25 protein-coding genes are annotated in these 23,814 nt (G+C 64.1%); 2 read left to right on the plus strand and 23 right to left on the minus strand.

Annotation, left to right across the window (positions count from 1 at the left end; genetic code table 11):
• The first annotated feature begins 6 nt into the window (after nucleotides 1-6).
• Nucleotides 7-2,313 carry a coiled-coil domain-containing protein gene (locus tag AC3WJD_RS10145; protein ID WP_492746498.1) on the plus strand — a complete coding sequence of 769 codons (2,307 nt, stop codon included), beginning with the start codon at nucleotides 7-9 and terminating at the stop codon, nucleotides 2,311-2,313.
• Nucleotides 2,314-2,333: 20 nt separating this feature from the next.
• On the opposite strand, the gene AC3WJD_RS10150 is transcribed toward AC3WJD_RS10145, so the two are convergent.
• From AC3WJD_RS10150 to AC3WJD_RS10255, 22 genes are all read right to left on the minus strand, one after another.
• Entirely contained in the window at nucleotides 2,334-2,501 is a 168-nt protein-coding gene (locus AC3WJD_RS10150) for a hypothetical protein (protein ID WP_492746499.1), read from the minus strand.
• 268 nt (nucleotides 2,502-2,769) lie between these two features.
• Nucleotides 2,770-3,438, minus strand: a complete 669-nt coding sequence (locus AC3WJD_RS10155; RefSeq protein WP_492746500.1) for an HPP family protein — start codon at nucleotides 3,436-3,438, stop codon at nucleotides 2,770-2,772.
• A gap of 51 nt (nucleotides 3,439-3,489) precedes the next feature.
• Nucleotides 3,490-3,759 carry a DUF1467 family protein gene (locus AC3WJD_RS10160; RefSeq protein WP_492746501.1) on the minus strand — a complete coding sequence of 90 codons (270 nt, stop codon included), beginning with the start codon at nucleotides 3,757-3,759 and terminating at the stop codon, nucleotides 3,490-3,492.
• A 4-nt stretch (nucleotides 3,760-3,763) separates the two neighbouring features.
• Nucleotides 3,764-5,344, minus strand: a complete 1,581-nt coding sequence (locus tag AC3WJD_RS10165) for a ribonuclease J (RefSeq protein ID WP_492746521.1) — start codon at nucleotides 5,342-5,344, stop codon at nucleotides 3,764-3,766.
• A 172-nt stretch (nucleotides 5,345-5,516) separates the two neighbouring features.
• Nucleotides 5,517-6,296, minus strand: coding sequence for a type III pantothenate kinase (locus AC3WJD_RS10170; RefSeq protein WP_492746502.1), 780 nt, complete (start codon nucleotides 6,294-6,296; stop codon nucleotides 5,517-5,519).
• Between the two features lie 9 nt (nucleotides 6,297-6,305).
• Complete coding sequence (locus tag AC3WJD_RS10175; RefSeq protein WP_492746522.1) at nucleotides 6,306-7,004, minus strand: biotin--[acetyl-CoA-carboxylase] ligase; 699 nt, start codon at nucleotides 7,002-7,004, stop codon at nucleotides 6,306-6,308.
• A gap of 2 nt (nucleotides 7,005-7,006) precedes the next feature.
• Nucleotides 7,007-8,443 carry an NADH-quinone oxidoreductase subunit NuoN gene (gene nuoN, locus AC3WJD_RS10180; RefSeq protein WP_492746503.1) on the minus strand — a complete coding sequence of 479 codons (1,437 nt, stop codon included), beginning with the start codon at nucleotides 8,441-8,443 and terminating at the stop codon, nucleotides 7,007-7,009.
• Nucleotides 8,443-9,981 carry an NADH-quinone oxidoreductase subunit M gene (locus tag AC3WJD_RS10185; protein WP_492746504.1) on the minus strand — a complete coding sequence of 513 codons (1,539 nt, stop codon included), beginning with the start codon at nucleotides 9,979-9,981 and terminating at the stop codon, nucleotides 8,443-8,445. Before AC3WJD_RS10185 ends, nuoN begins: the two co-directional genes overlap by 1 nt.
• Nucleotides 9,978-12,029 carry an NADH-quinone oxidoreductase subunit L gene (nuoL, locus tag AC3WJD_RS10190; protein ID WP_492746505.1) on the minus strand — a complete coding sequence of 684 codons (2,052 nt, stop codon included), beginning with the start codon at nucleotides 12,027-12,029 and terminating at the stop codon, nucleotides 9,978-9,980. The genes AC3WJD_RS10185 and nuoL overlap by 4 nt, the downstream gene beginning before the upstream one ends.
• A 7-nt stretch (nucleotides 12,030-12,036) precedes the next feature.
• On the minus strand, nucleotides 12,037-12,342 hold the full coding sequence (gene nuoK, locus AC3WJD_RS10195; protein WP_119763963.1) for an NADH-quinone oxidoreductase subunit NuoK: 306 nt from the start codon (nucleotides 12,340-12,342) through the stop codon (nucleotides 12,037-12,039).
• Nucleotides 12,339-12,950 carry an NADH-quinone oxidoreductase subunit J gene (locus tag AC3WJD_RS10200; protein ID WP_492746506.1) on the minus strand — a complete coding sequence of 204 codons (612 nt, stop codon included), beginning with the start codon at nucleotides 12,948-12,950 and terminating at the stop codon, nucleotides 12,339-12,341. Before AC3WJD_RS10200 ends, nuoK begins: the two co-directional genes overlap by 4 nt.
• 156 nt (nucleotides 12,951-13,106) lie before the next feature.
• Entirely contained in the window at nucleotides 13,107-13,592 is a 486-nt protein-coding gene (gene nuoI, locus AC3WJD_RS10205) for an NADH-quinone oxidoreductase subunit NuoI (protein WP_492746507.1), read from the minus strand.
• A complete protein-coding gene (nuoH, locus tag AC3WJD_RS10210) occupies nucleotides 13,589-14,638 on the minus strand; it encodes an NADH-quinone oxidoreductase subunit NuoH (protein ID WP_492746508.1) in 1,050 nt (349 codons plus the stop codon). The genes nuoI and nuoH overlap by 4 nt, the downstream gene beginning before the upstream one ends.
• Before the next feature lie 124 nt (nucleotides 14,639-14,762).
• Nucleotides 14,763-16,775, minus strand: coding sequence for an NADH-quinone oxidoreductase subunit NuoG (gene nuoG / locus AC3WJD_RS10215; protein ID WP_492746509.1), 2,013 nt, complete (start codon nucleotides 16,773-16,775; stop codon nucleotides 14,763-14,765).
• Nucleotides 16,768-17,367 carry a hypothetical protein gene (locus AC3WJD_RS10220; protein WP_492746510.1) on the minus strand — a complete coding sequence of 200 codons (600 nt, stop codon included), beginning with the start codon at nucleotides 17,365-17,367 and terminating at the stop codon, nucleotides 16,768-16,770. The genes nuoG and AC3WJD_RS10220 overlap by 8 nt, the downstream gene beginning before the upstream one ends.
• On the minus strand, nucleotides 17,364-18,674 hold the full coding sequence (gene nuoF, locus AC3WJD_RS10225) for an NADH-quinone oxidoreductase subunit NuoF (RefSeq protein WP_492746511.1): 1,311 nt from the start codon (nucleotides 18,672-18,674) through the stop codon (nucleotides 17,364-17,366). The genes AC3WJD_RS10220 and nuoF overlap by 4 nt, the downstream gene beginning before the upstream one ends.
• The gene (gene nuoE, locus AC3WJD_RS10230; RefSeq protein ID WP_492746512.1) at nucleotides 18,671-19,336 is read right to left on the minus strand and encodes an NADH-quinone oxidoreductase subunit NuoE; all 666 of its coding nucleotides are present in this window, start codon (nucleotides 19,334-19,336) and stop codon (nucleotides 18,671-18,673) included. The genes nuoF and nuoE overlap by 4 nt, the downstream gene beginning before the upstream one ends.
• Nucleotides 19,337-19,351: 15 nt before the next feature.
• Nucleotides 19,352-19,561 carry a hypothetical protein gene (locus tag AC3WJD_RS10235; protein ID WP_492746513.1) on the minus strand — a complete coding sequence of 70 codons (210 nt, stop codon included), beginning with the start codon at nucleotides 19,559-19,561 and terminating at the stop codon, nucleotides 19,352-19,354.
• Nucleotides 19,558-20,793, minus strand: a complete 1,236-nt coding sequence (locus AC3WJD_RS10240) for an NADH-quinone oxidoreductase subunit D (protein ID WP_492746515.1) — start codon at nucleotides 20,791-20,793, stop codon at nucleotides 19,558-19,560. The genes AC3WJD_RS10235 and AC3WJD_RS10240 overlap by 4 nt, the downstream gene beginning before the upstream one ends.
• Entirely contained in the window at nucleotides 20,793-21,674 is an 882-nt protein-coding gene (locus tag AC3WJD_RS10245) for an NADH-quinone oxidoreductase subunit C (protein ID WP_492746516.1), read from the minus strand. The genes AC3WJD_RS10240 and AC3WJD_RS10245 overlap by 1 nt, the downstream gene beginning before the upstream one ends.
• A gap of 1 nt (nucleotide 21,675) precedes the next feature.
• The gene (locus AC3WJD_RS10250) at nucleotides 21,676-22,227 is read right to left on the minus strand and encodes a NuoB/complex I 20 kDa subunit family protein (protein WP_492746517.1); all 552 of its coding nucleotides are present in this window, start codon (nucleotides 22,225-22,227) and stop codon (nucleotides 21,676-21,678) included.
• Nucleotides 22,218-22,592: an NADH-quinone oxidoreductase subunit A gene (locus AC3WJD_RS10255; protein ID WP_492746518.1), complete on the minus strand. Its 375-nt coding sequence runs from the start codon at nucleotides 22,590-22,592 to the stop codon at nucleotides 22,218-22,220. Before AC3WJD_RS10255 ends, AC3WJD_RS10250 begins: the two co-directional genes overlap by 10 nt.
• Before the next feature lie 143 nt (nucleotides 22,593-22,735).
• On the opposite strand from AC3WJD_RS10255, the gene AC3WJD_RS10260 reads away from it, so the two are divergent.
• Entirely contained in the window at nucleotides 22,736-22,921 is a 186-nt protein-coding gene (locus AC3WJD_RS10260) for a hypothetical protein (RefSeq protein WP_492746519.1), read from the plus strand.
• Between the two features lie 31 nt (nucleotides 22,922-22,952).
• Here AC3WJD_RS10260 and AC3WJD_RS10265 read toward each other — a convergent pair whose 3' ends face one another.
• The gene (locus AC3WJD_RS10265; RefSeq protein WP_492746520.1) at nucleotides 22,953-23,765 is read right to left on the minus strand and encodes an inositol monophosphatase family protein; all 813 of its coding nucleotides are present in this window, start codon (nucleotides 23,763-23,765) and stop codon (nucleotides 22,953-22,955) included.
• Nucleotides 23,766-23,814 lie beyond the last annotated feature (49 nt).

Here is a 23,814-nt window from a genome sequence, read left to right on the forward strand (position 1 = left end):
TGCGTCATGACAGGGGGATCACGGATCATCGACATCCGCCGCAGGGCGACGGGAACGGGGACTGAAGACGCGGAAGGCGCGCCGCCCGGCGACGCCGAGGCGGAGGTTCTCGAGCCGATCTATTTCCCGGACGATGAAGAGACGTTTTCGCAGGGGCGCGATCGGGCCGCCGCGGTCTTTTGCCTTGTACTCGCGCTTTCCTGGACGGGGTTCACGATGTGGGCTTTCTGGGATGGCCTTGGCGGCCGGCTGCCCGCGCCCGCGGAGGCGGTTGCGTTCTTCGTCAGCATCAGCGCGCCTTTGGCACTGATCGGTGTCGTCTATCTTCTGCTGATGCGCAGCAGCCGCCGCGAGGCGCAGCGCTTCGCGGGCACCTCGGCCGCGCTCCGATCCGATTCGCAATGGCTTGAATCGGTGCTGCGCTCGGTCACGCAGCGGATCGACGAGAACCGCGCGCTGCTCGCCGAACAGTCGCAGCAGCTGATGGACATTGGCGAGGAAGCATCGGCGCGTATGAAGGTGGTGAGCGATGCGATGCACGGTGAGGTCGAATCGCTCGGCCGGCAGGCACACGCACTCAAGACCGCGGCCACCGCGGCGCGTGCCGACATGACGGTGCTGCTTGCAGATCTGCCCAAGGCGCAGGTCCAGACGCGACGCATGGCCGAGGACCTGCGCGATGCGGGGCTGAAGGCGCATGAAAACGCCGGCGCGCTCGAGGCGCAGCTGTCCTCACTGACGTTGCGCGGCCGCGAGGCGGACGAGATCGCGGGCGGCGCCGCGCAACGGCTCGCCGCGCATCTCGCCAGAATGGAAAGCACGAGCGACGTCGCGGGGGCACGACTGGAAGCGGCTGCGGGACAGATGACCGAAGCCGTCGACGCCGCGCTGTCGCGCGCCGCCGAGGCAATCGACGCTGCACGCCAGGGCATGGAGGCGCAGGGCGCCGCGATGCTCGCCATGGTCGAACAATCGCATGCCGCGCTCGGCCAGACCGGCGAGGAAGCCGCGCGCGCGCTGACCGCGCGCGTCACCGACATCAACGCCCGGATCGAACAGCTGGGCCAGTTGCTCGCGACGCACGAGGCGGTGTCGCGCGATATGGTCACCACGCTGCAGACCGCCTTTGCTGAAGCCGAACAGCGGCTCGTCAGCCTTGATGAGACGGGTAGCGAGCGCACCGGCCGCCTGTCCGAAGCGATCGAGCATCTTCATGGCCATGCCGAGCGGATGACCGAGGTACTGCGCCGCGGCGGCACGGTCGCCGACACGCTGATCCAGAAGTCGGAATCGCTGCTCACCGCGCTCGACGCCAATGCGCGGGAGCTCGACGAGACGCTGCCCGGCGCGCTTGACCGGCTCGACAGCAAGGTCAGCGCCAGCAAGACGCTGCTCTCCTCGGTCGTGCCTGAGGCCGAGAAGCTCGAGATGACGACGCTGAGCGCGTATAATCGACTCTCCGAAACCGAATCCGTCGTTACCAAACAACGTAAGGCGATCGACAAGCTGGTCGCCGACATCGACCGCCAGATCACGGCCCGGCAGAAGACCGTCGAGCAGCTCGGCAAGGCGATCGGCCTTGCCGGCGACGAGGCGACGCGCTTCGCCGAATCGGCGGGCCCGCAGCTGATCGAATCGCTCGTCCGCGTGCGCGAGACCGCGGTGCAGGCATCCGAGCGCGCCAAGGAAACGCTCGCCTCGATCGTGCCCGAAACCAGCGCGGCGCTCGGACGCGCCAGCGACGAGGCGATGCGCGAAACGATCACCGCAAAGGTCGAGGCACAGATGGCCGAGATCGCCGCGGCGGCTCAGCGCGCGGTCGCGGCGGCGGACAAGGCGTCGGAGCGCCTGATGCACCAGATGCTGACGATCGCCGACACGACCTCGAATGTCGAAGCGCGGATCGAACAGGCGCGCACCGACGCCGAAGAGGCCAATCGCGATACGCTTTCAAGGAAGGTCGCGCTGCTGATCGAGTCGCTCAACTCGACCGCGATCGACGTCACCAAAATCTTGTCCAACGACGTCACCGACACTGCCTGGGCCGCCTATCTGAAGGGCGATCGCGGCGTCTTCACGCGGCGGGCGGTGCGGCTGCTCGACGCTGGCGAGGTACGCGAAATCGCCCGTCACTATGACGACGACACCGAGTTCCGCGAACAGGTCAATCGATACATCCACGATTTCGAGGCGATGCTCCGCCACATCCTGTCGACACGCGACGGATCGCCGCTCGGCGTGACGATCCTGTCGTCGGACATGGGCAAGCTCTACGTCGCGCTCGCACAAGCGATCGAGCGACTGCGCAACTGACGTGCAACCGCCTGACGGGATCAGGCGGCGACGGAATTCTCCGGGATGACAATCGCGTCCGGGTCGCGCGCGGCAGCGGAAGCGTCGGGCGAGAAGAGCGGCGTCCCCAGCAGCACCGCCGCGGTACCGACGAAGCCGATCGCCGCGCGACCGAGCGATGACTGCGTCACGAGCGCCAGTTTCTTCATCTCATTGTCCTCAATCTGGTCCGCCCGTCATGTCGGGCTGCACGCAAATGCCAGACGAATGATGGAATGCGCGTGGGAGTTGCCGTTGAAATGGCGCGCACACTCCAACGATGCGACGGTGAAGGCTCAAGCAGCGCGTTCATCCGCGCCGTCGTTGGCAGGCGAGGCAGGATTGCCATCCGCTGAACGCGGCTTGGCCAGAGCCCGCCGGGCGATCGCGTGGGCCTGCGCATGGCGGCAGAGCAGCTGCAGGTCCTCCCTGCTGACATCAAGCTCCTCCCCTAATTGCGGCGATTGCGTGATCGATATCCTCCGCATGAAACGCGAGTGTTTGGGGTAGTTCCGCGCCCGCTGCAACGCGGTGCGGATAACTATGCCCCGAAAGGCGATGGAAACCCCAACCGATGGCGAGAAGAAGCAGCGAATTGATCGCGACGGGCACGAGGGCAAAGCTGAAGCCCGCGGCGGTGATGGCGGGGCCGCCGATCACCGCGGTCAGCGCCGCGGCGCCGCCCGGAGGATGGAGGCAGCGCAACACCGACATGACCAGGATCGCGCCTCCGACCGCGATACCCGCGGCGAGCGAGACATCGGGAATCAGGCGCGCCGCCGCCACGCCGACGATCGCGGAAACGACATTGCCGCCGAAAATCGCCCAAGGCTGTGCCAGCGGGCTTGCGGGCAGCACGAAGAGGATCACCGCGGATGCCCCAAGCGGCGCGACGAGCAAAGGCAGATCGGCTGGTGCGACATGCAGGCCCAGGCATGCCAAGCTGGTCAGCGCGATACCGATCAATGCTCCGAGACAGGCCAGCAGCCGGTCCCCGCGCCGCGCGCCAACCGGTTCTGGAACGAGAATCCGCAATATCCGCTGGTGCAGCATGCGTTCAACAACATTCATGGGCGCGATGTGGCTGAGCGACAGACTGCGCGCCACCCAGCATTCAATTGATCGGTGAAAGTTGGGTTTTCCATGCCGCGGCGGCGATCACCCCGGGTGACGAAACAGGTCAAGCGCCTCGACGCCAACCCAGCCATTCACGTAGTTCAGGTAGAACAGGCCAAAGGTCACTGCCGAGAGCGCCGTCGTCCACAGCGCTACGCGCCCGGGTCGAAAATTGGCAGGCGCGCTGTCGGCCTGGCCGGGCGTCTTGGGCAGCCCGGCTTCGTCATGCGTCTTCACGCCGAAGGGCAGTACGACAAAGGCGCACATCACCCAGAAGAGCAGATAGATGGCGAGCGCCGAAGTCCACTTCATGGCGTCAGACCCTTATGATCAACACATCGACGACCGGCTTCTTGCCCGTCCAGTGCGTGGCGCGGCGCCGGACCGCCAGGCGCAACGCCTCGCGTAGCGAGCCGTCGTCGCGCGCGCCCTTGGCGACGGCCTGTTCCGCCGCCGCGCACACGTCCTCCAGAAAGGCCTCGCGATCCTCCTCGACCGGTACGCCGTTGAGCCGGATCTCGGGTGAACCAACCAATGCATTGTCGCGATTGAGCGCGACAGCGACGGAAACCTGACCATTGAGCGACAGCTTGCGCCGCTCATTCATCGTCGAACCGTCGGCGGGGAGGATGACGTCGCCATCAAGCACGAACCGCCCGACATGCTCGTGGCCGAGCCTGAGCGGGCCGTTGGGGGCGAGGCGGATCAGCTCGCCGTTCTGCTGGACGATCGCCTGCTGCACCCCCTGCGAAAGCCCGAAGCGCGCCTGCTCGACCATGTGACGCATCTCGCCATGCACGGGCACGAGGATGTGCGGCCGAATCCAGTGGTACATCGAAGCGAGCTCGGGGCGTCCCGGATGCCCCGAGACATGGACGTGCGCCTGGCGGTCGGTGATCATCTCGATCCCCGCCGCAGCAAGCGCGTTCTGGATGCGGCCGATAGCTATCTCGTTTCCCGGAATCTGCTTCGACGAAAAGACCACGAGGTCGCCCGCGTCGAGCTTGATCGGATGCGAGCCCTCGGCAATCCGCGACAGCGCCGCACGCGGTTCGCCCTGCCCCCCCGTCGCGACGATCATGACATTGCGCGCGGGAAGTCCCATAGCGGTGTCGAAATCGACGACATCCGGAAAGTCCTTGAGATAGCCCGTCGCCTTGGCAACGCGCAGGATGCGGTCGAGCGAACGCCCCGCGACGCAAAGCGTCCGGCCCGTGTCCTTTGCGACCTGTCCCAGCGTCCGGAGACGCGCGGCGTTCGAGGCGAAGGTGGTAACGAGCACCCTGCCCCTTGCCTGGCCGATCACCTCGTCCAGCCCCGCACGCACCGCACCTTCGGAGCCCGACGCTTCGGGATTGAAGACATTGGTCGAGTCGCAGACCAGTGCGAGCACGCCCCCATCGCCGATTTCGGTCAGTTCCTCGGGCGTTGATGGCGCACCGAGCTGGGGCGCATCGTCGAGCTTCCAGTCGCCGGTGTGGAAGATCCGGCCATAGGGCGTATCGATCAGGACCGCGTTGCCCTCGGGGATCGAGTGCGCGAGCGGCACGTAGCGGAAACCGAAGGGCCCGAGCGCGAAGCTGCCTTCATTGTCGACGATATTGAGTTCGACCTGATCGGCGATACCCTCCTCGTCGAGCTTGCCCTGTATCAGCCCCGCGGTGAACGGGGTGGCATAGAGCGGCACGCCGAGGTCGGCGGCGAGATAGGGCAGCGCACCGATATGATCCTCATGCCCGTGCGTCAGGACGATTCCCAGCAGATCCTCGGCGCGCTCTTCTATGAACGACAGATCGGGCAGGATCAGCTCGACGCCCGGATAAGCGGGGTCAGCGAAGGTCAGGCCGCAATCGACCATCACCCATTTGCCCTGGGTGCCGTAGAGATTGACGTTCATGCCGATCTCCCCCGACCCGCCAAGCGCGAGGAAGAGGAGTTCATTGCCGGGTTTGGTCACTTGGGTCTTGTCCAATCCATATACCTGCCATCCCAGCGAAAGCAGGGATCCAGCCGGGCACTTTTTGCGCGCTCCGGCATCGTCTGGATTCCCGCTTTCGCGGGAATGACACTCAGTGTTTCACGCGTTCGTAAAGCATTGCGAGCCCCCGGATCGTCAGATCGGGCTCGATCGCATCGAACACGTCGCTGTGCTTCTCGAACAGCGTCGCAAGGCCGCCTGTAGCAAGAACCTTCACCGGACGTCCAATCTCGGCCTTCATCCGGGCGACAAGCCCCTCCATCATGGCGACATAGCCCCAGAAGATGCCGATATGCATCTGGTCCTCGGTGGTGCGACCAATCACGCTGTTGTTGCCGGCCGGTGCCTCGATCGCGATACGCGGAAGCTTGGCCGCGGCAGCGACCAGCGCGTCGAGCGACAGGTTGATGCCGGGCGCGATGATCCCACCCTTGTACGCGCCGGTATAGTCGATCACGTCAAAGGTTGTGGCGGTGCCGAAATCGATGACGATCAGGTCCCCCTTGTGCCCCGCATGCGCCGCGATCGCGTTGAGCACGCGGTCCGCGCCGACGGTCTTGGGCTCGACCACGTCGAGCGTCACCCCCCATTCGGCGTCCCCCTGCCCGGCGACGAGCGGCGCGGTCCCGAAATATTTTTCCGACAGCACGGTGAGGTTGTGGAGCGCGCGCGGCACGACGGTACCGATGATCACACCGGTCACATCGTCGAGGCCATAGCCCTCCAGATCGAGCAGCTGGCGCAGCCACACCGCATATTCGTCGGCGGTGCGGCGCGGATCGGTCGCGATCCGCCAGCGCGCGCGAATCTCGAGACCCCTGACGAGCGCGAAGACGACATTGGTGTTTCCGGCATCGATAGCGAGCAGCATGATGAACCTTCAGATCAGAAAGACGTCGCCCGCGTGAATGACACGCGCGGTCCCGTCCGCCAAGCGCAGGATGAGCGCGCCATCGGCATCGAGACCGTCGAACAGCCCCTCAACACGGGTATTGTCGGGCAAATTCGCGACGAGTGCAGTACCGCGCGGGTGCGCCCATTCGAGCCATTTCTCGCGGAGCGGCGCCAGCCCTTCTCCGCGCCAGCGGTCAAGCCAGCGCGCAAAGGCGGCCGCCAGGTCTTCCAGAAAGAGTGCCGGGTCCGGCGCGCCATGTCCGGCAAGGCTGGTCGTCATCCGATCCGGGATCTCGGGATGATGCGCGAGGTTGACGCCAATACCGATCACCACCGCGTCGCCCGCGCGTTCGAGGAGAATGCCCGACATCTTGGCGCCATCGAGCAATAGGTCGTTGGGCCATTTGAGCGACAACTGCGCGTGCCTCGTCCATGCAGCGACGACCTCAGCCAGCGCGACCGCAGCGACAAAGGCGAGCGTGGCCGGGGCCGGATCGCTCGGGCGCAACCTGACGATCGTACTCGCATAGAGATTGCCGCGCGGCGATGCCCAGTCGCGCCCCTGCCGCCCACGTCCGGCGGTCTGCGTCTCGGCTCGGAGCCAAAGCCCCTCGGGCTCTCCGGCGGCGGCGAGCCCGAGCATATCGGCATTGGTGGAGGCGGTTGCCTCTACGGTGCGGATGATCGTCAGAACAGCGCCCTGGCTGCGTTCATCGTTGCCACGCCCAGCACCGGGATCAGGAAATAGCCCAGCGGCGAGACGAACAGCGCGGAGACCGCGATCAGGCCGTTCTCGACGACGCTGTTCGATGGCGCATAGGCGGGCGCGGGTTCGTCGAAATACATCGTCTTGATGATCTTGAGATAATAGTAAGCCCCGATCACCGAAGCCGCGATGCCGATCGCGGCCAGCGGCCACATGCCCGCAGCGACCGCGGCGTCGAACACGAGGAACTTCGCCCAGAAGCCGAGCAGCGGCGGAATCCCCGCAAGGCTGAACATGAAGGTGGCGAGCGCCGCCGCCAGTGCGGGACGCGTGCTCGACAGCCCCGAAAGGCTCGAGATCGTCTCGACATGGTTGCCATCGCGGTCACGCATCTGGAGCACGCACAGGAAACTGCCCAGCGTCATCGCGACATAGATCGCCATATAGGTCATGACCGATGCAACGCCCTCTTCGGTGCCCGCAGCAAGCCCGATGAGCGCGAAGCCGACATTGTTGATCGACGAATAGGCGAGCAGGCGCTTGATGTTGATCTGACCGATCGCGGCGACCGCGCCGAGCACGATGGAGGCGAGTGCGGCGAAAATCACGATCTGGCGCCATGCGTCCGAACCCGGGCCCATCGCCTCCACGGCAACGCGCACGGTCAGCGCGATTGCAGCAACCTTGGGCGCGCTTGCGAAGAAGGTCGTGACCGGCGTCGGCGCGCCTTCATACACGTCCGGCGTCCACATGTGGAAGGGCACCGCGCTGATCTTGAAGGCGAGGCCCGCGAGCACGAAGACGAGCCCGAACAGTTCCCCGTTCGAGAGGCCGTCCTTCATCGCGACCGCAATGCCCTCGAACATCGTCGTGCCCGAAAAGCCGTAAAGCAGCGTGATGCCGTAGAGCAGGATGCCCGACGCCAGCGCGCCGAGGACGAAATATTTGAGCCCCGCCTCGGCCGAGCGCGTGTCTCGGCGCATGAAGCTGGCGAGCACGTAAGCCGCAAGGCTGTTGAGCTCGAGTCCGACATAGAGCGTCAGCAGGTCTGCGGCCGAAACCATCATCCCCATGCCGACTGCGGCAAGCACGATCAGCACCGGATATTCGGCGCGCAGCGCGCCGTCCTTGAAGAAGTCCGGCGCGATGATGATCGAGACTGCCGCCGCAATGAAGATCAGCAGCTTGGCGAAAGCGGCGAAGGCGTCTGCGCGGTAGAGGCCGTAAAAAGCCTCGCCGCCATGACCGGCGGGGCCGAGCAGCGCAAGGCCGGCGGCAGCGAAGAGGAGCACCGAGAGCCAGCCGATCGCGCGCGTCGACTTGTCGCCGACATAGGCCGCGACCATCAGCAGGACGAGCGAGCCGAGACTCAGAATGACCTCGGGGAGCGCCATCTGAAGGGAAGCAACGTAGTCCATCAGTGCGCCTCCCCGTGCGCTTCAACTTTGACTGGTGCTTTACCCATGGCGAACTGTGCGTCGCCGACGGGTTTTGCGCGTTCGATGCGCGCGAGCAAGGTGCCGATATCGCGGCGCATCGGCGCCATGAAGCTCTCCGGATATACGCCCATCCACAGCACGACGGCGGCGATGGGGGCCATCAGCCACATCTCGCGGTGAGACAGGTCGGGCATGGCGCGGACATCGTCCTTGTCGAGCTCGCCGAACGCGACGCGACGGTAGAGATAGAGCATGTATGCGGCGCCCAGAATGATGCCCGTGGTACAGATCAGCGTGACAAAGCTCGATACCTGGTAGGTGCCCGCCAGCGACAGGAACTCGCCGACGAAGCCGCTGGTGCCCGGCAGACCGACCGAAGCCATGGTGAAGAGCATGAAGAACAGCGCATATTTGGGCATATTGATCGAAAGCCCGCCATAGCGGTCGATCTCGCGCGTGTGCAGGCGATCATAAATGATGCCGACACACAGGAAGAGCGCGCCCGAGACCAGGCCATGCGAGAGCATCACGATCATCGCGCCCTCGAGACCCTGACGGTTGAAGGCGAACAGGCCGATCGTCACGATCGCCATGTGCGCAACCGAGGAATAGGCGATGAGCTTCTTCATGTCCTGCTGCACAAGCGCCACAAGCGAGGTGTAAACGACCGCGATCATCGACAGGCCGAAGATCACCCAGATCAGCTCTGCCGAAGCCTCGGGGAACATGGGGAGCGAGAAGCGGATGAAGCCGTAGCCGCCCATCTTCAGCAGCACGCCCGCGAGGATCACCGAACCCGCGGTCGGCGCCTGCACGTGCGCGTCGGGAAGCCAGGTGTGGACGGGCCACATCGGCATCTTCACCGCAAACGAGGCGAAGAAGGCGAGCCAGAGCAGTGTCTGGGCTTCCACGGGGAAGTCGTAGTTCATCAGTTCGGGGATGAAGGTCGTCCCCGCCTCACGCGCCATCCACAGCATCGCGATCAGCATCAGCACCGATCCGAGCAGCGTGTAGAGGAAGAACTTGTACGACGCGTAGATCCGGTCCTTGCCGCCCCAGATGCCGATGATCAGGTACATCGGGATCAGGCCGGCCTCGAAGAAGATGTAGAACAGGAACAGGTCCTGCGCGGTGAACACGCCGATCATCAGCACTTCCATGAACAGGAAGGCCGACATGTATTCGGGCACCCGCTTCTCGATCGCCTCCCACGAAGCGAGGATGCAAATCGGCATCAGGAACAGGGTGAGCATGATCAGCATCAGTGCGATGCCGTCGATGCCCATCGCCCAGGCGAAGCGACCGAATATCTCCTGATATTCGGTGAACTGCCACTGCGAGCCCAACGGGCTCGCGTCAAAATTGAGCCAAAGCACGATGCCGAGCGCGAGGTCAACGAGTGTCGCGACGAGCGCGAGCATGCGCGCATTCTGCGCATTCAGGTAAAGGCACGCAACCGCCGCCGCCATCGGAATGGCGAGCATCAGCGAAAGGATGGGAAAGCCGAGCTGGTTCATTGTGCGATCGCCCACACTGCCCAGGTCGCCGCTGCGGCAAGGCCGATCAGCATGACGAAGGCATAGCTGGCAAGGAAGCCCGACTGGAGCTTCGCGGTGAGCCCGTTGCCCTTGACCACGAGCGCGGAGATGCCGTCGGGGCCGAAGCGGTCGATCGTTCCTTCGTCGCCACCCTTCCAGAAGAGGCGGCCGAACCAGAAGGCAGGTTTCACGAAAATCAGGTCAAAGAGCTCGTCGAAATACCACTTGTTGAGCAGGAAATCGTACAGCACGCGGAACTGGGCCACGAACTTCTCCGGAATGTCGGTGTTCACGATATAGGCGCGCCAGGCGATGAACAGGCCGATCGCCATCACGCCGAAGGGCGTCCATTTCACCCAGGTCGGCACCTCATGCATCGCGTGCATCAGGTGCGCGTCGAAGGCGAGGCTGCCGTTCCAGAAGTGGACGCCATGCTCGGCCTCGACGAACTGGTGGTGGAAGAGGAAGCCGGCGAAGATCGCGCCCAATGCCAGCAGGCCGATCGGAATCAGCATGGAGAGCGGGCTTTCATGCGGATGATAGCCGCCCGTGCCGGTGTGCGGCAGCGGATCGTGTTCATCGGCATGATGCTCTTCGGTAGGCTCGTCGCGATGCTCGACCACATGATGCACGGCGTGCTGGATATGCTCGGATTCGACCCAGCGGGGCTTGCCCCAGAAGGTCAGGAACATGAGCCGCCACGAATAGAAGCTGGTGAGCAGCGCGGCGAAGGAACCCACGAAGAAAGCGAGCTGGCCGTTGGTGCCCGAGGCGAAGGCGGATTCAAGGATCGCGTCCTTCGAATAGAAGCCCGCAAAGCCCAGCACGCCCGGAATGCCGACGCCCGTGATCGCGAGCGTGCCGATCAGCATCACCCAGAAGGTGAAGGGGATCTCCTTACGCAGCGCGCCGTAATAGCGCATGTCCTGCTCGTGGTGCATCGCGTGGATCACCGAGCCCGCACCGAGGAAGAGCAGCGCCTTGAAGAAGGCGTGCGTGAAGAGGTGGAACATCGCCGCGCCATAGGCGCCGACGCCCGCCGCGAAGAACATGTAGCCGAGCTGCGAGCAGGTCGAATAGGCGATGACGCGCTTGATGTCGTTCTGACAGGTGCCGACGGTGGCGGCGAACAGGCAGGTCGCGGCGCCGATGAAGGTGACGAAGCCGAGCGCGGTCTCGCTCTGTTCGAACATCGGCGAGAGACGGCAGACCATGAAGACGCCCGCGGTGACCATCGTTGCCGCGTGGATCAGCGCCGACACGGGGGTCGGGCCTTCCATCGCGTCGGGAAGCCAGGTGTGGAGGCCGAGCTGCGCCGACTTGCCCATCGCGCCGATGAACAGCAGCAGGCAGAGTATCGTCATCGTGTCGAGGCGGTAGCCGAGGAAGCCGATGGTCGATCCGGCCATGCCCGGTGCGGCTTCGAGGATCGCGGGGATCGAGACGGTGCCGAACACGAGGAAGGTGCCGAAAATGCCCAGCATGAAGCCGAGATCGCCGACGCGGTTGACCACGAAGGCCTTGATCGCCGCGGCGTTCGCGCTCGGTTTCCGAAACCAGAAACCGATCAGCAGGTACGACGCCAGACCCACGCCTTCCCAACCGAAGAACATCTGGACGAGGTTGTCAGCGGTCACGAGCATCAGCATCGCGAAGGTGAACAGCGACAGATAGGCGAAGAAGCGCGGCTGATCCGGATCGTCCTCCATATAGCCCCAGCTATAGAGATGGACGAGCGCCGAGACCGTCGTGATGACAACGAGCATCACCGCGGTCAGCGTATCGACGCGCAGGGACCACGCGACATCGAGGTCGCCCGACTTGATGAAGTCGAGCACCGGGATCACCTGCGCAGGCACTTCGCCGCCAACATGGGCGAGGAAGATGGGCCAGCTCAGCAGGCACGAGATGAACAGCCCGGCCGTAGTGAGCGACTTGGCGACGGTGTTGCCGAGCGCGCGGTTGCCGAGCCCTGCGACGATGGCTGCCAGCAGCGGCAGGAAGACGATTGCGTGGATGGAGGTCACCGGAAATTCACCCCTTCATCCGGTTGATGTCATCAACCGCGATCGTGCCGCGGCCACGGAAATAGATCACCAGGATCGCAAGCCCGATCGCTGCCTCGCCGGCGGCGACGGTCAGCACGAACATCGCAAACACCTGCCCCACCATGTCGCCGAGATAGGACGAGAAGGCGACGAGGTTGATGTTCACCGCGAGCAGGATCAGCTCGATCGCCATCAGGATGATGATGACGTTCTTGCGGTTGATGAAGATGCCGAGCACGCCCGTCACGAAGAGTAGCGCGCTCACCACCAGATAATGCTGGATGCCGATCACAGCTGCACCCCCTCGCCCACGGGCGGATTGACGTTGCGTACCGCATCTTGCGGACGCCGCTTGACCTGCTCCGAGATGTTCTGCGGACGGACGCCGCCACGCGCACGGTGCGTCAGCACGATCGCGCCGATCATCGCGACGAGCAGGACGAGCCCCGCTGCCTCGAAAATGTAGAGATAACGCGTGTAGAGCAGCGCGCCCAACGCCTCGATATTGGGCTGGTCGGCCGCGATCGGCGAGATGCGCTGCGCCAGCTCGATGCCGCCCGCCTGCCAGGCGCCGACCGCGAAGATCATCTCGCCGACGAGCACGAGCGCGAGCAGCAGCCCGAACATCGCGTAATTGGCGAAGCCCGCGCGCAGCTCGGCGAAGTCGATGTCGAGCATCATCACGACGAAGAGGAACAGCACCGCGACCGCGCCGACATAGACGATGACGAGCAGCATCGCGATGAATTCGGCGCCCGCGAGCAGCATCAGACCCGCCGCATTGAAGAAGGCGAGGATCAGCCACAGCACCGAGTGCACGGGGTTGCGCGCCATGATCGTCAGCACGCCGCTGGCGATCACCATGATGGCGAACAGGTAAAAGGCGAATATCTGGATCATGCGCCCGTCCCTTCCGGTGTCATTCCCGCGAAAGCGGAAATCCATGCGGATTCGGGGCAGGACACCGCCATCGTCTGGATTCCCGCTTCCGCGGGAATGACAATGTTGGCTGACTTGAAACTCATGATCGAACGGGCTCCCCTGTTCCGTGGGCGCTTAGCGATAGGGTGCATCGGCGGCAAGGTTCGCGGCAATCGCGCGCTCCCACTTGTCGCCATTGGCGAGGAGCTTCGCCTTGTCATAAAGCAACTCCTCGCGCGTTTCGGTCGCGAACTCGAAGTTCGGGCCTTCGACGATCGCGTCGACCGGGCAGGCTTCCTGGCAGAAGCCGCAATAGATGCACTTGGTCATGTCGATGTCGTAGCGCGTCGTGCGGCGGCTGCCGTCCTCGCGCGGTTCCGCCTCGATCGTGATCGCCTGCGCGGGGCAGACGGCCTCGCACAGCTTGCACGCGATGCAGCGCTCTTCGCCATTGGGATAGCGGCGCAGTGCATGCTCGCCACGGAAACGCGGGCTGAGCGGGTTCTTCTCATAGGGGAAGTTGATCGTCGCCTTGGGCTTGAAGAAATACTTCAAGGTCAGCCAGTGCGCCTTGACGAACTCCCAGAGCGTGAAGGTCTTGATGATGTGGGCGAGGCTCATGATACGCCTCCATAGCGCGTAAGCATCAGATATCCGGACACGAGGAAGACCCAGAACAGCGACAGCGGCAGGAAGATCTTCCAGCCCAGCCGCATGAGCTGGTCATAGCGGTAACGCGGCACCGTCGCCTTGATCCACGAGAAGATAAAGAAGAAGACGAGGATCTTGGCGAACAGCCAGAAGATGCCGGGAATGGCGTAGAGCGGCGCCCAGTCGATCGGGGGCAGATAGCCGCCCCAGAAGAGAATCGCGTTGAGCGCACACATCAGGATGACGTTGGCGTATTCGCCCAGCCAGAACAGCGCGAAGCTCATCGACGAATATTCGGTCTGGTAGCCCGCGACGAGCTCGGACTCGGCCTCGGTGAGGTCGAAGGGGGCTCGTGCGGTCTCGGCGAGCGCCGAGATCAGGAACACCACCGCCATCGGGAAGAGCAGCGGGTTGAAGCCATAGGCGTTGATCAGCCCAAAGATATGGCCGCGCTGGTCCTCGACAATGCCGGTCATGTTGAAGGTGCCCGCGTAGAGCACGACCGAGATCAGCACGAAGCCGATCGAGACCTCGTACGATACCATCTGCGAAGCCGCGCGGATCGCGGAATAGAACGGATATTTCGAGTTGGACGCCCAGCCCGCGAGGATCACGCCGTACACGCCGAGCGACGAAGCCGCGAGGATGTAGAGCAGGCCGACATTGATGTCCGCCAGCACCATGCCCTCGCCGAACGGGATCACCGCCCAGACGATCAGCGCCACCGTGAAGGTGATGATCGGCGCGAGCAGGAACAGGCCACGGTTCGCGGCCGACGGGATGATCGTTTCCTGCAGGAAGACCTTCAGGCCGTCGGCAAAGGACTGGAGCAGACCCAGAGGCCCGACGACGTTGGGGCCGCGACGCAGCGCCATCGCCGCCCAGATCTTGCGGTCGGCATAGATGATCATCGCGACCGCCAGCAGCAGCGGCAGCGCGATAAACAGGATCAGCAACAGCGTGGCAAGGAACCAGCCGAAGCCATAGCCGAGGGTGGACTGGAAAAACTCGGTCATTTGCCCGACCCGCCCTTTATTGTCATTCCCGCGAAAGCGGGAATCCATGCGGACTCCGTATCGCGCTCACACATCGTCTGGATCTCCGCTTTCGCGGGGATGACACGAAATGGCTGAAGAGCCCTCATTCCGCAGCCTCCAGGAAACGCGCACCGTGGAGCAATTCATCCGAACAGCGCTCCATCGTCGGAGATGCGCGGCAGATCGCGTTGGTCAGGTAGAAATCCTTGATCGGATAGGCCGGGATCGTGCCTTCCGCCTTGGCATCGAGCTTGGGCGGTGCCCATTCATAGGCTGCCAGACCCTCGACGCCCAGCGCAGGGACCTCGGTGGCCATTTCCGCGCGGAGCTGACCGAGCGTGTCGAACAGCAGCGGTTTGCCGATCACCGCAGAAAGCGCGCGGAAGATCGTCCAGTCCTCGCGCGCGTCGCCCGGCGCGAAGACGGCACGGTCGCTGCGCTGAACGCGGCCTTCCAGGTTCACATATGTGCCCGGCTTCTCGCTGTAGGCGGCGCCAGGCAGGATCACGTCTGCGGCATGCGCGCCCGCGTCGCCATGATGGCCGACATAGACCTTGAAGCTCTTGTCGAACTTCGCAAAATCGACCTCGTCAGCGCCGAGGAAGAAGGCCAGCCTGGGCTTCTTGGCGACGATATCGGCGATACCGCCCTTTTGCGCATAGCCGAGCATCAGCCCGCCCATACGCGCCGCCGCCATGTGCAGCACGTTGAAGCCGTTCCAGCCATCCTTGATCAGGCCGAGCTTCGAGACGAGACCAAGCGCCGCGCCATGCGCGCCCTTCAGCCCTGCCCCGCCGACAATGACCGCGGGCTTCTGCGCATCCTTGAACGCGTCGGCAACAGCCTTGGGCAACTTATTGAGAACGCCCAGGTCCTCACCCAGCCATTCGACCTTATAGGTGAGATCGGCTTCGGGGCCGACCGCGAATACCTTGGCACCCCGCCTGCGGACGGCCTTGCGGATGCGCGTGTTGACCAGCGGCGCTTCCCAGCGGACGTTCGACCCGATGATGAGGATCGCGTCGGCTTCCTCGATCCCCGCGATCGTGGTGTTGAAGTTGACCGCAGCAAGGTTGGACGCGTCATAGGCCATGCCCGTCTGGCGGCCTTCGAGCAGATCCGAACCAAGCGAGCGGACGAGCGCCTTGGCGGCGTACATCGTCTCGCAATCGACTATGTCGCCCGCGATCGCGGCGACGCTGCCCTTGGCGGTCTTCGCGACTTCGGCGATCGCAGCAAAAGCCTCTTCCCAGCTCGCGGGCTTGAGCGCGCCATCGACGCGGACAAAGGGCTGGTCGAGGCGGCGACGGACCAGACCGTCCACCGCGTGGCGCGTCTTGTCCGTCGCCCATTCCTCGTTCACGTCCTCGTTGATGCGCGGCAGCGCGCGCAGCACCTGACGGCCGCGGCTGTCGAGGCGGATGTTGGTGCCAACCGCATCCATCACGTCGATCGCAAGCGTCTTCTTCAACTCCCACGGCCGCGCCTCAAAGGCGTAAGGCTTGGAGGTGAGCGCTCCCACGGGGCAGAGATCGACGACATTGCCCGAAAGCTCGGAGGTCACTGCCCGCTCGAGATAGGAGGTGATCTGCATATTCTCGCCGCGGCCGATCGCGCCAATTTCCTCGACGCCCGCGACTTCCTCGGCGAAGCGGACGCAGCGCGTGCACTGGATGCAGCGTGTCATCACCGTCTTCACGATCGGACCCATATATTTTTCGGTCACGGCCCGCTTGTTCTCGTCGTAACGGCTATGGCCCTTGCCATAGGCGATCGACTGGTCCTGCAGGTCGCACTCGCCGCCCTGGTCGCAGATCGGGCAGTCGAGCGGGTGGTTGATGAGCAGGAACTCCATCACCCCTTCGCGCGCCTTCTTGACCATCGGGCTGTCGGTGCGGATCTCCTGCCCCTCGGTGGCGGGCAGCGCACACGAAGCCTGCGGCTTGGGCGGCCCGGGCTTCACCTCGACGAGGCACATGCGGCAGTTGCCGGCGATCGACAGCCGCTCATGATAGCAGAAGCGCGGGATTTCCTTCCCCGCCATCTCGCACGCCTGCAGGACGGTCGCGCCCTGCGGGACTTCGAGTTCGATGCCGTCTACGGTTACTTTAGGCATCGGACAAACTCCCATCGACGCCGATATGTTTGCACGTGGTTTCGATTTTCGCGTCCGCGGGCGGAACCGTCCTCAAATCCATCGGGAGCGGCACGGCACCCCATTGGTCAGTAAACCGGAAATACTGCTGAAACGCGATAAGCCGTCCGGTCTCACCAACAGCCGCAATCTCGGCCTTAAACAAGCGAGCCTGACCTGCCTCGAGCACATTCGACAAGCAGAGTTCAACCACCCCTTCCGCAACGGGCGCGCCTGTCGTGGAAGGTTTTACTTTCGTCAGCGCCGCTCTCAATGCTTTCCAGTTGGGCGTTCTCCCCGGGCGACGCTCATCGACTTGGACAGTCGCGCAGATCGCCGCCAACCGAAACGCCAGCGCCTCGTTGGTTTTAAGAGCGTTGAGATTCGCGTTGGACGACGGAATCTCCATGGCAAGCCAATTCTGGACTGACGCGGGCGCCTTTTGAGGCGCACACTGAGCAACCGCTGCTTCTTGCTTGCCAGCGAACGCTGGTGCGTGGGGCACGGCCATACCTGCCAGCGTTGAGACAGCAACGATGGTGCGAGTGGCGCGGCTCCTCGAAAGCAACATCATTCCGCAGCCTCCATAACGGGCGCGCTGCCGTTCTTCTCGTTAATCCGCCGCTCGATCTCGGGGCGGAAGTGGCGGATCAGGCCCTGGATCGGCCACGCGGCCGCGTCGCCGAGCGCGCAGATGGTGTGGCCTTCGACCTGCTTGGTCACCTCGAAGAGCGTGTCGATCTCCGAAATGTCGGCGTCGCCGGCGCGCAGCCTTTCCATCACGCGCCACATCCAGCCGGTGCCTTCGCGGCAGGGCGTGCACTGGCCGCAGCTCTCATGCTTGTAGAAATAGCTGAGGCGCGAAATCGCGCGGACGATGTCGGTCGACTTGTCCATCACGATGACCGCGGCGGTGCCGAGGCCCGAGCCGAGCTCGCGCAGACCGTCGAAGTCCATCGGCGCGTCCATGATCTGCGCCGCGGGCACGAGCGGAACCGACGAACCGCCCGGAATGACGGCGAGCAGATTGTCCCAGCCGCCACGGATACCGCCAGCGTGCTTGTCGATCAGCTCGCGGAACGAGAGGCCCATCGTCTCCTCGACGACGCACTGCTTGTTCACATGGCCGCTGATCTGGAAGAGCTTGGTGCCCTTGTTGTTCTCGCGCCCGAAGGACGAGAACCAGGTTGCGCCACGACGCAGGATCGTGGGGACGACCGCGATCGACTCGACATTGTTGACCGTGGTCGGGCAGCCATAAAGGCCCGCGCCCGCCGGGAAAGGCGGCTTCAGGCGGGGCTGGCCCTTCTTGCCCTCGAGGCTTTCGATCTGCGCGGTTTCCTCGCCGCAGATATAGGCGCCCGCGCCGCGGTGGACGAAGACGTCGAAATCATAGCCCGAGCCGGCGGCGTTCTTGCCGAGCAGGCCCTTGTCATAGGCTTCTGCGACCGCGGCGAAGAGCGTCTCTGCTTCACGGATGAACTCGCCGCGAATGTAAATGTACGCCGCGCGCGCGCGCATCGCATAGCCTGCGATCAGCGCGCCTTCGATCAGCTTGTGCGGATCGTGACGGATGATCTCGCGGTCCTTGCACGAGCCGGGCTCGGACTCGTCGGCGTTGATGACGAGGAAATTGGGACGTCCGTCGCGGCTTTCCTTGGGCATGAAGCTCCACTTCATGCCGGTCGGGAACCCTGCGCCACCGCGGCCGCGCAGCCCCGAGGCCTTGATCGCCTCGATGATCGCGTCCTGGCCGATTTCCATCAGCTTCTTGGTGTTGTCCCAGTCGCCGCGTTTCTGCGCAGCGGCCAGATTCCACGGCTGGAAACCGTAGACGTTGGTGAAGATGCGGTCCTTGTCCGCGAGAGGCGTGATGGTCACCATTGCCCCCTGTAATCGTGGTTTGCGGAGACCATTTCCTTGAGCGATGTCGGGCCGCCCTCGGGGCAGCTCGTCTGACGGTCGATCTGCGGGCCGGGCTTGGGTGTCTCGCCCCTGGCCAGCGCATCGAGGATCGCGGTCATGCTTTCGAAGGTCAGGTCCTCGTAATTGTCGTCGTTGATCTGCACCATCGGCGCGTTGGCGCACGCGCCGAGGCACTCGACCTCGGTGAGCGTGAACAGCCCGTCGGCGGTGGTGTGCCCCTTGGACATGCCCTTGGTCTTGCACGCCGCGAAGACGTCGTCCGAGCCGCGCAGCATGCACGGCGTCGTGCCGCAGACCTGCACGTGATAGCGCCCCACGGGCGCGAGGTTGTACATGGTGTAGAAGGTCGCGACTTCGTACACGCGGATATGGGCCATGCCGAGCTGCTTCGCGATGTATTCCATCACGGGCACCGGCAGCCAGCCCTGCGTATTGGTCTCAAGCCCCACCTGGCGCTGCGCGAGGTCGAGCAGCGGCATCACCGCCGACTGCTGCCGCCCCGCCGGGTAGCGCGCGATGATTTCCTTCACCTTCTCGGCGTTGGCGGGGGTCCATTCGAAATCGCCCCAGCGCGCGCGGACCTCGGCCTCGTCGGGGATTTGGGGTGCGTCAGCCATTATCGAGCCACCCGATCAACGATCATCATACAATTGCTTCCCGTAACGGATCAGTCCCGCGATTGCCGCGCCGATCAGCAGCGCGCCAAAGGGCATCAGATCCTCACGATCGAACGAAATCTCGCCACCCGAAAAGGCGCCGGACAGCACGCGGATCGCGATGTAGCTGGCCAGCGCCAGCACCGCGAGCTGTACGAACCGGACAAGGGTCGGAAGTGCGCTCAACGATCACACTCCCCGAACACCACGTCGATTGCCGAAAGCACCGCCGTCGTATCGGCGAGCATGTGTCCCTTCATCATGAAATCCATCGCCTGGAGGTGGCTGAACGCGGTCGGGCGGATCTTGCAGCGATAGGGCTTGTTGCTGCCGTCCGACACCAGATAGACGCCGAACTCCCCCTTGGGGCTCTCGGTCGCGACATAGACCGAGCCCGCGGGAACGTGGAAGCCCTCGGTATAGAGCTTGAAGTGGTGGATGAGCGCCTCCATCGAGCGCTTCATCTCGGCGCGCCTGGGCGGCACCACCTTGCGGTCGAGCGACGCGATCGGCCCCTCGGGCATCTCGCGAAGGCACTGCTTCATGATGCGCGCGGACTGGCGAACCTCCTCGATGCGCACCATGATGCGGTCGTAGCAATCGCCCTTCGTGCCGACGGGAATGTCGAACTCCATGCGGTCATAGACGTCATAGGGCTGGCTGCGACGGATATCCCAGGGGATGCCCGCAGCGCGGATCATCGGACCCGAGAAGCCCCAGGCCAGCGCGTCTTCCTTGCTCACGACGCCGATATCGACGTTGCGCTGCTTGAAGATGCGGTTGTCCGCGAACAGCGAAACCGCGTCCTCGAACAGGCGCGGCAGGCGCGTGTCGAGCCAGTCGCCGATATCGGTCAGCAGCTTGAGCGGCACGTCCTGATGCACGCCGCCGGGGCGATACCAGGCCATGTGCATGCGCGCGCCCGAAGCGCGCTCGAAGAAGTTGAGGCAGTCCTCGCGGATCTCGAACAGCCACAGGTTGGGCGTCATCGCGCCGACGTCCATGACGTGCGAGCCGATGTTGAGCATGTGGTTGCAGATGCGCGTCAGCTCCGCGAAGAACACGCGCAGATACTGCGCGCGCAGCGGAACCTCGAGGTCGAGCAGCTTCTCGATCGCCAGCACATAGCTGTATTCCATGCCCAGCGGCGAGCAATAGTCGAGCCGGTCGAAATAGGGCAGCGCCTGCAGGTAGGTCTTGTATTCGATCAGCTTCTCGGTGCCGCGGTGGAGCAGGCCGACATGCGGATCGACGCGCTCGACGATCTCGCCGTCAAGCTCCATCACCATGCGCAACACGCCGTGTGCCGCGGGGTGCTGCGGCCCGAAGTTAATAGTGTAGTTCTGGATCTCGACATCGCCGGGGGTCGGCTTTTCGGCATCGACGCGCGCTTCGAGTTCCTGAAGATGGTCAGCCATTATTTCTTACCTCCCGGCGAGGTCCGCGGCTTTTTGGCCGGAGGCTTCTTCGCCGGCGCCTTGCTGGTGGTCTCGGCCTTGGGCGGCGCCTTCTTCGCGGCGGCCGACTTCTTGGCCGCCTCCTTGTTGGCCGCGGCGCCCGCTCCGGTGTCTTCCACCTTCTCGGTCATCTTGGGCGTCGGCGGCGGAGCCTTGGCCTCGGTCTTGGGTGCGTCGGCCTTCTTGATCTCGTCAGCCTTGAGCGGCGTCGGCGCGCCCTTGGCCTCGGGCAGCTTCGCCTTTTCATCGCCGGGAAGCACGTACTCGGCACCTTCCCACGGGCTCATGAAGTCGAAGCTGCGGAAATCCTGCGCCAGCTGGACCGGCTCGTAGACCACGCGCTTCGCCTCTTCTGAATAGCGCAGCTCGACATAGCCTGTGAGCGGGAAGTCCTTGCGCTGAGGATGGCCGCGAAAGCCATAGTCGGTGAGGATACGGCGCAGGTCGGAATTGCCCGAGAACAGCACGCCGTACATGTCGTACACCTCGCGCTCGAGCCAGCCCGCGACGGGCCAGACCCCGGTGACGCTGGGGACGGGCTTTTCCTCATCGGTCCACACATGGACGCGGATGCGGTGATTTTTCGTCACCGACAGCAGGCAATAGACGACCTCGAACCGCTCGGGGTTTTCGGGCCAGTCGACCCCCGCGATCTCCATGAGCTGCTGATAGGCGAGTTCGTCGCGCAGCGCGGTCATTGCATCGACCAGCGCCTCGCGCTTCACCGTGATCGCGACTTCGCCGACGGATTCGATACCGTCGACGAAGGCGCCGCCGATTGCGGCGCGTACGACATCGATCACGCCCTCATTGGTGGCGTATCTGGGTGCAGGACTTCCCATATCAGCGCTCGATCGTGCCCGAGCGGCGGATCTTCCGCTGGAGCTGCATGATGCCATAGAGCAGCGCTTCGGCGGTGGGCGGGCAGCCGGGGACGTAGATGTCCACGGGCACGATGCGATCGCAGCCGCGCACCACCGAATAGCTGTAATGGTAATAGCCGCCGCCATTGGCGCAGCTGCCCATCGAGATGACGTATTTGGGCTCCGACATCTGGTCGTAGACCTTGCGGAGCGCCGGAGCCATCTTGTTACAGAGCGTGCCCGCGACGATCATCACGTCCGACTGGCGCGGCGATGCGCGCGGCGCGGCGCCGAAACGCTCCATGTCGTAGCGCGGCATGTTGACGTGGATCATTTCGACCGCGCAGCACGCCAGACCGAAAGTCATCCACCACAGCGAGCCCGTGCGCGCCCACTGGAACAGCTCCTCGGTCGAGGTGACCAGGAAGCCCTTGTCGGTCAGCTCCGAATTGAGGTCGTTGAAGAATGCCTGATCGGGCTGATTGTCCGGCACGGGCATGCCGGGAGCCGTCGGTGTGAGCGTTACTCCCATTCCAGGGCTCCCTTCTTCCACGCATAGACAAGGCCGAGCACGAGTTCGCCCAGGAAGATCATCATCGCCGCCCAGCCGGTCCAGCCAATCTCTTCGAGCGTAACCGCCCACGGGAACAGGAAGGCCGCTTCGAGATCGAAGATGATGAACAGGATTGCGACCAGATAGAATCGGACGTCGAACTGGCTGCGCGAATCCTCGAAGGCGGGGAAGCCGCACTCATATTCGGACAACTTCTCCGGATCGGGCTTGTGCGCGCCGGTCAGACGCGAAACCGCCATCGGCGCAAAGACAAACACGCTCGAAAGCACCAATGCCACGCCCAGAAAGAGCAGGATCGGCAGATATTGCGACAGGTCGACCAAGGGACTCTCGTTACGCTCAGAGTTTTCTGGCGCGGCTTCTAGGACTGCCGCACCCGCGAAGCAAGGCTTGGAAGCCGTGAGAATGATTCGCAATTGGACGGATTTCTGCGGCTTTGGACGCCTTCTGGGCCCGTTGCGCCGAGATGATATCGCCCAAGGATCAGGGCAAGTTCCTCACCTTGCTCCGCGACAACGGCTACAATGCCGAGATGATCGAGGGGAAGGACGGCAATTATATCCGCAGCGCCGACTCCGGGGTGCCGATCACGATCTTCTTCCTGAACTGCGAAGCCGGCCGCAAGACTGGCTGCATGACGATCCAGTTCTAGACGGGTTTCAAATGCAAAAGGCGGGGCGCGCCTACCGGAGTGCGCCCGCCAGCAGCTTGTGCAGCCTGGAATGGAGCGCGTCGTTGGCCGCAAGAAACTCCTTGCGCTCCATTGCGCGATCACCGCCACGGAAATCGGTGACGAAGCCGCCCGCCTCGCGCACGAGCAGCATGCCCGCCGCGACATCCCAGGGCTGAAGATCGCTTTCCCAGAAGCCGTCATATCGCCCGGCGGCAACCCATGCGAGATCGAGCGCGGCCGAACCGAAGCGGCGGATCCCCGCGACCTCGGGCGCGATCGCGCCGAAAATCCGCGTCCACTGCGCAAAATCGCCGTGGCCCATATAGGGGATACCCGTCGCGATCAGCGCCTCGTCGAGATGGCGGCGCGAGGACACGCGCAGGCGCTGGTCCTGGAGCCACGCGCCCCTGCCCTTTTCCGCCCAGAAGCTCTCGTCGGTCAGCGGCTGATAGACGAGCGCGCTGGTGATCTCGCGGCTGCCGTTGGCCCGCGGCTCCTCGACGGCGATCGAGATCGCGAAATGGGGGATACCGTGCAGGAAGTTCGACGTCCCGTCGAGCGGATCGATGATCCAGCGCGGCTTGTCGGGATTGCCCGGAATCTCGCCCGCCTCTTCCATCAGGAAGCCCCAGTCGGGCCGCGCCTTCAACAACTCGTCATAGAGCGTGCGCTCGGCGCGCTGGTCGGCCATCGACACGAAGTCCGCCGGGCCCTTCTTGGAAACCTGCAGGTGCTGCACCTCGTTGAAGTCGCGGCGAAGCCGCGGCGCCGCCTTGCGCGCGGCGCGCTCCATGACCGTCAGAAGGCCGGAATGGGAAACCATAGACAATCTCCCCCCTCTCGCTTGCGGGAGGGGGGAGATTGTCTATGGT

This window comes from Sphingobium sp. FW306-1B-F04DB, from assembly GCF_058781925.1.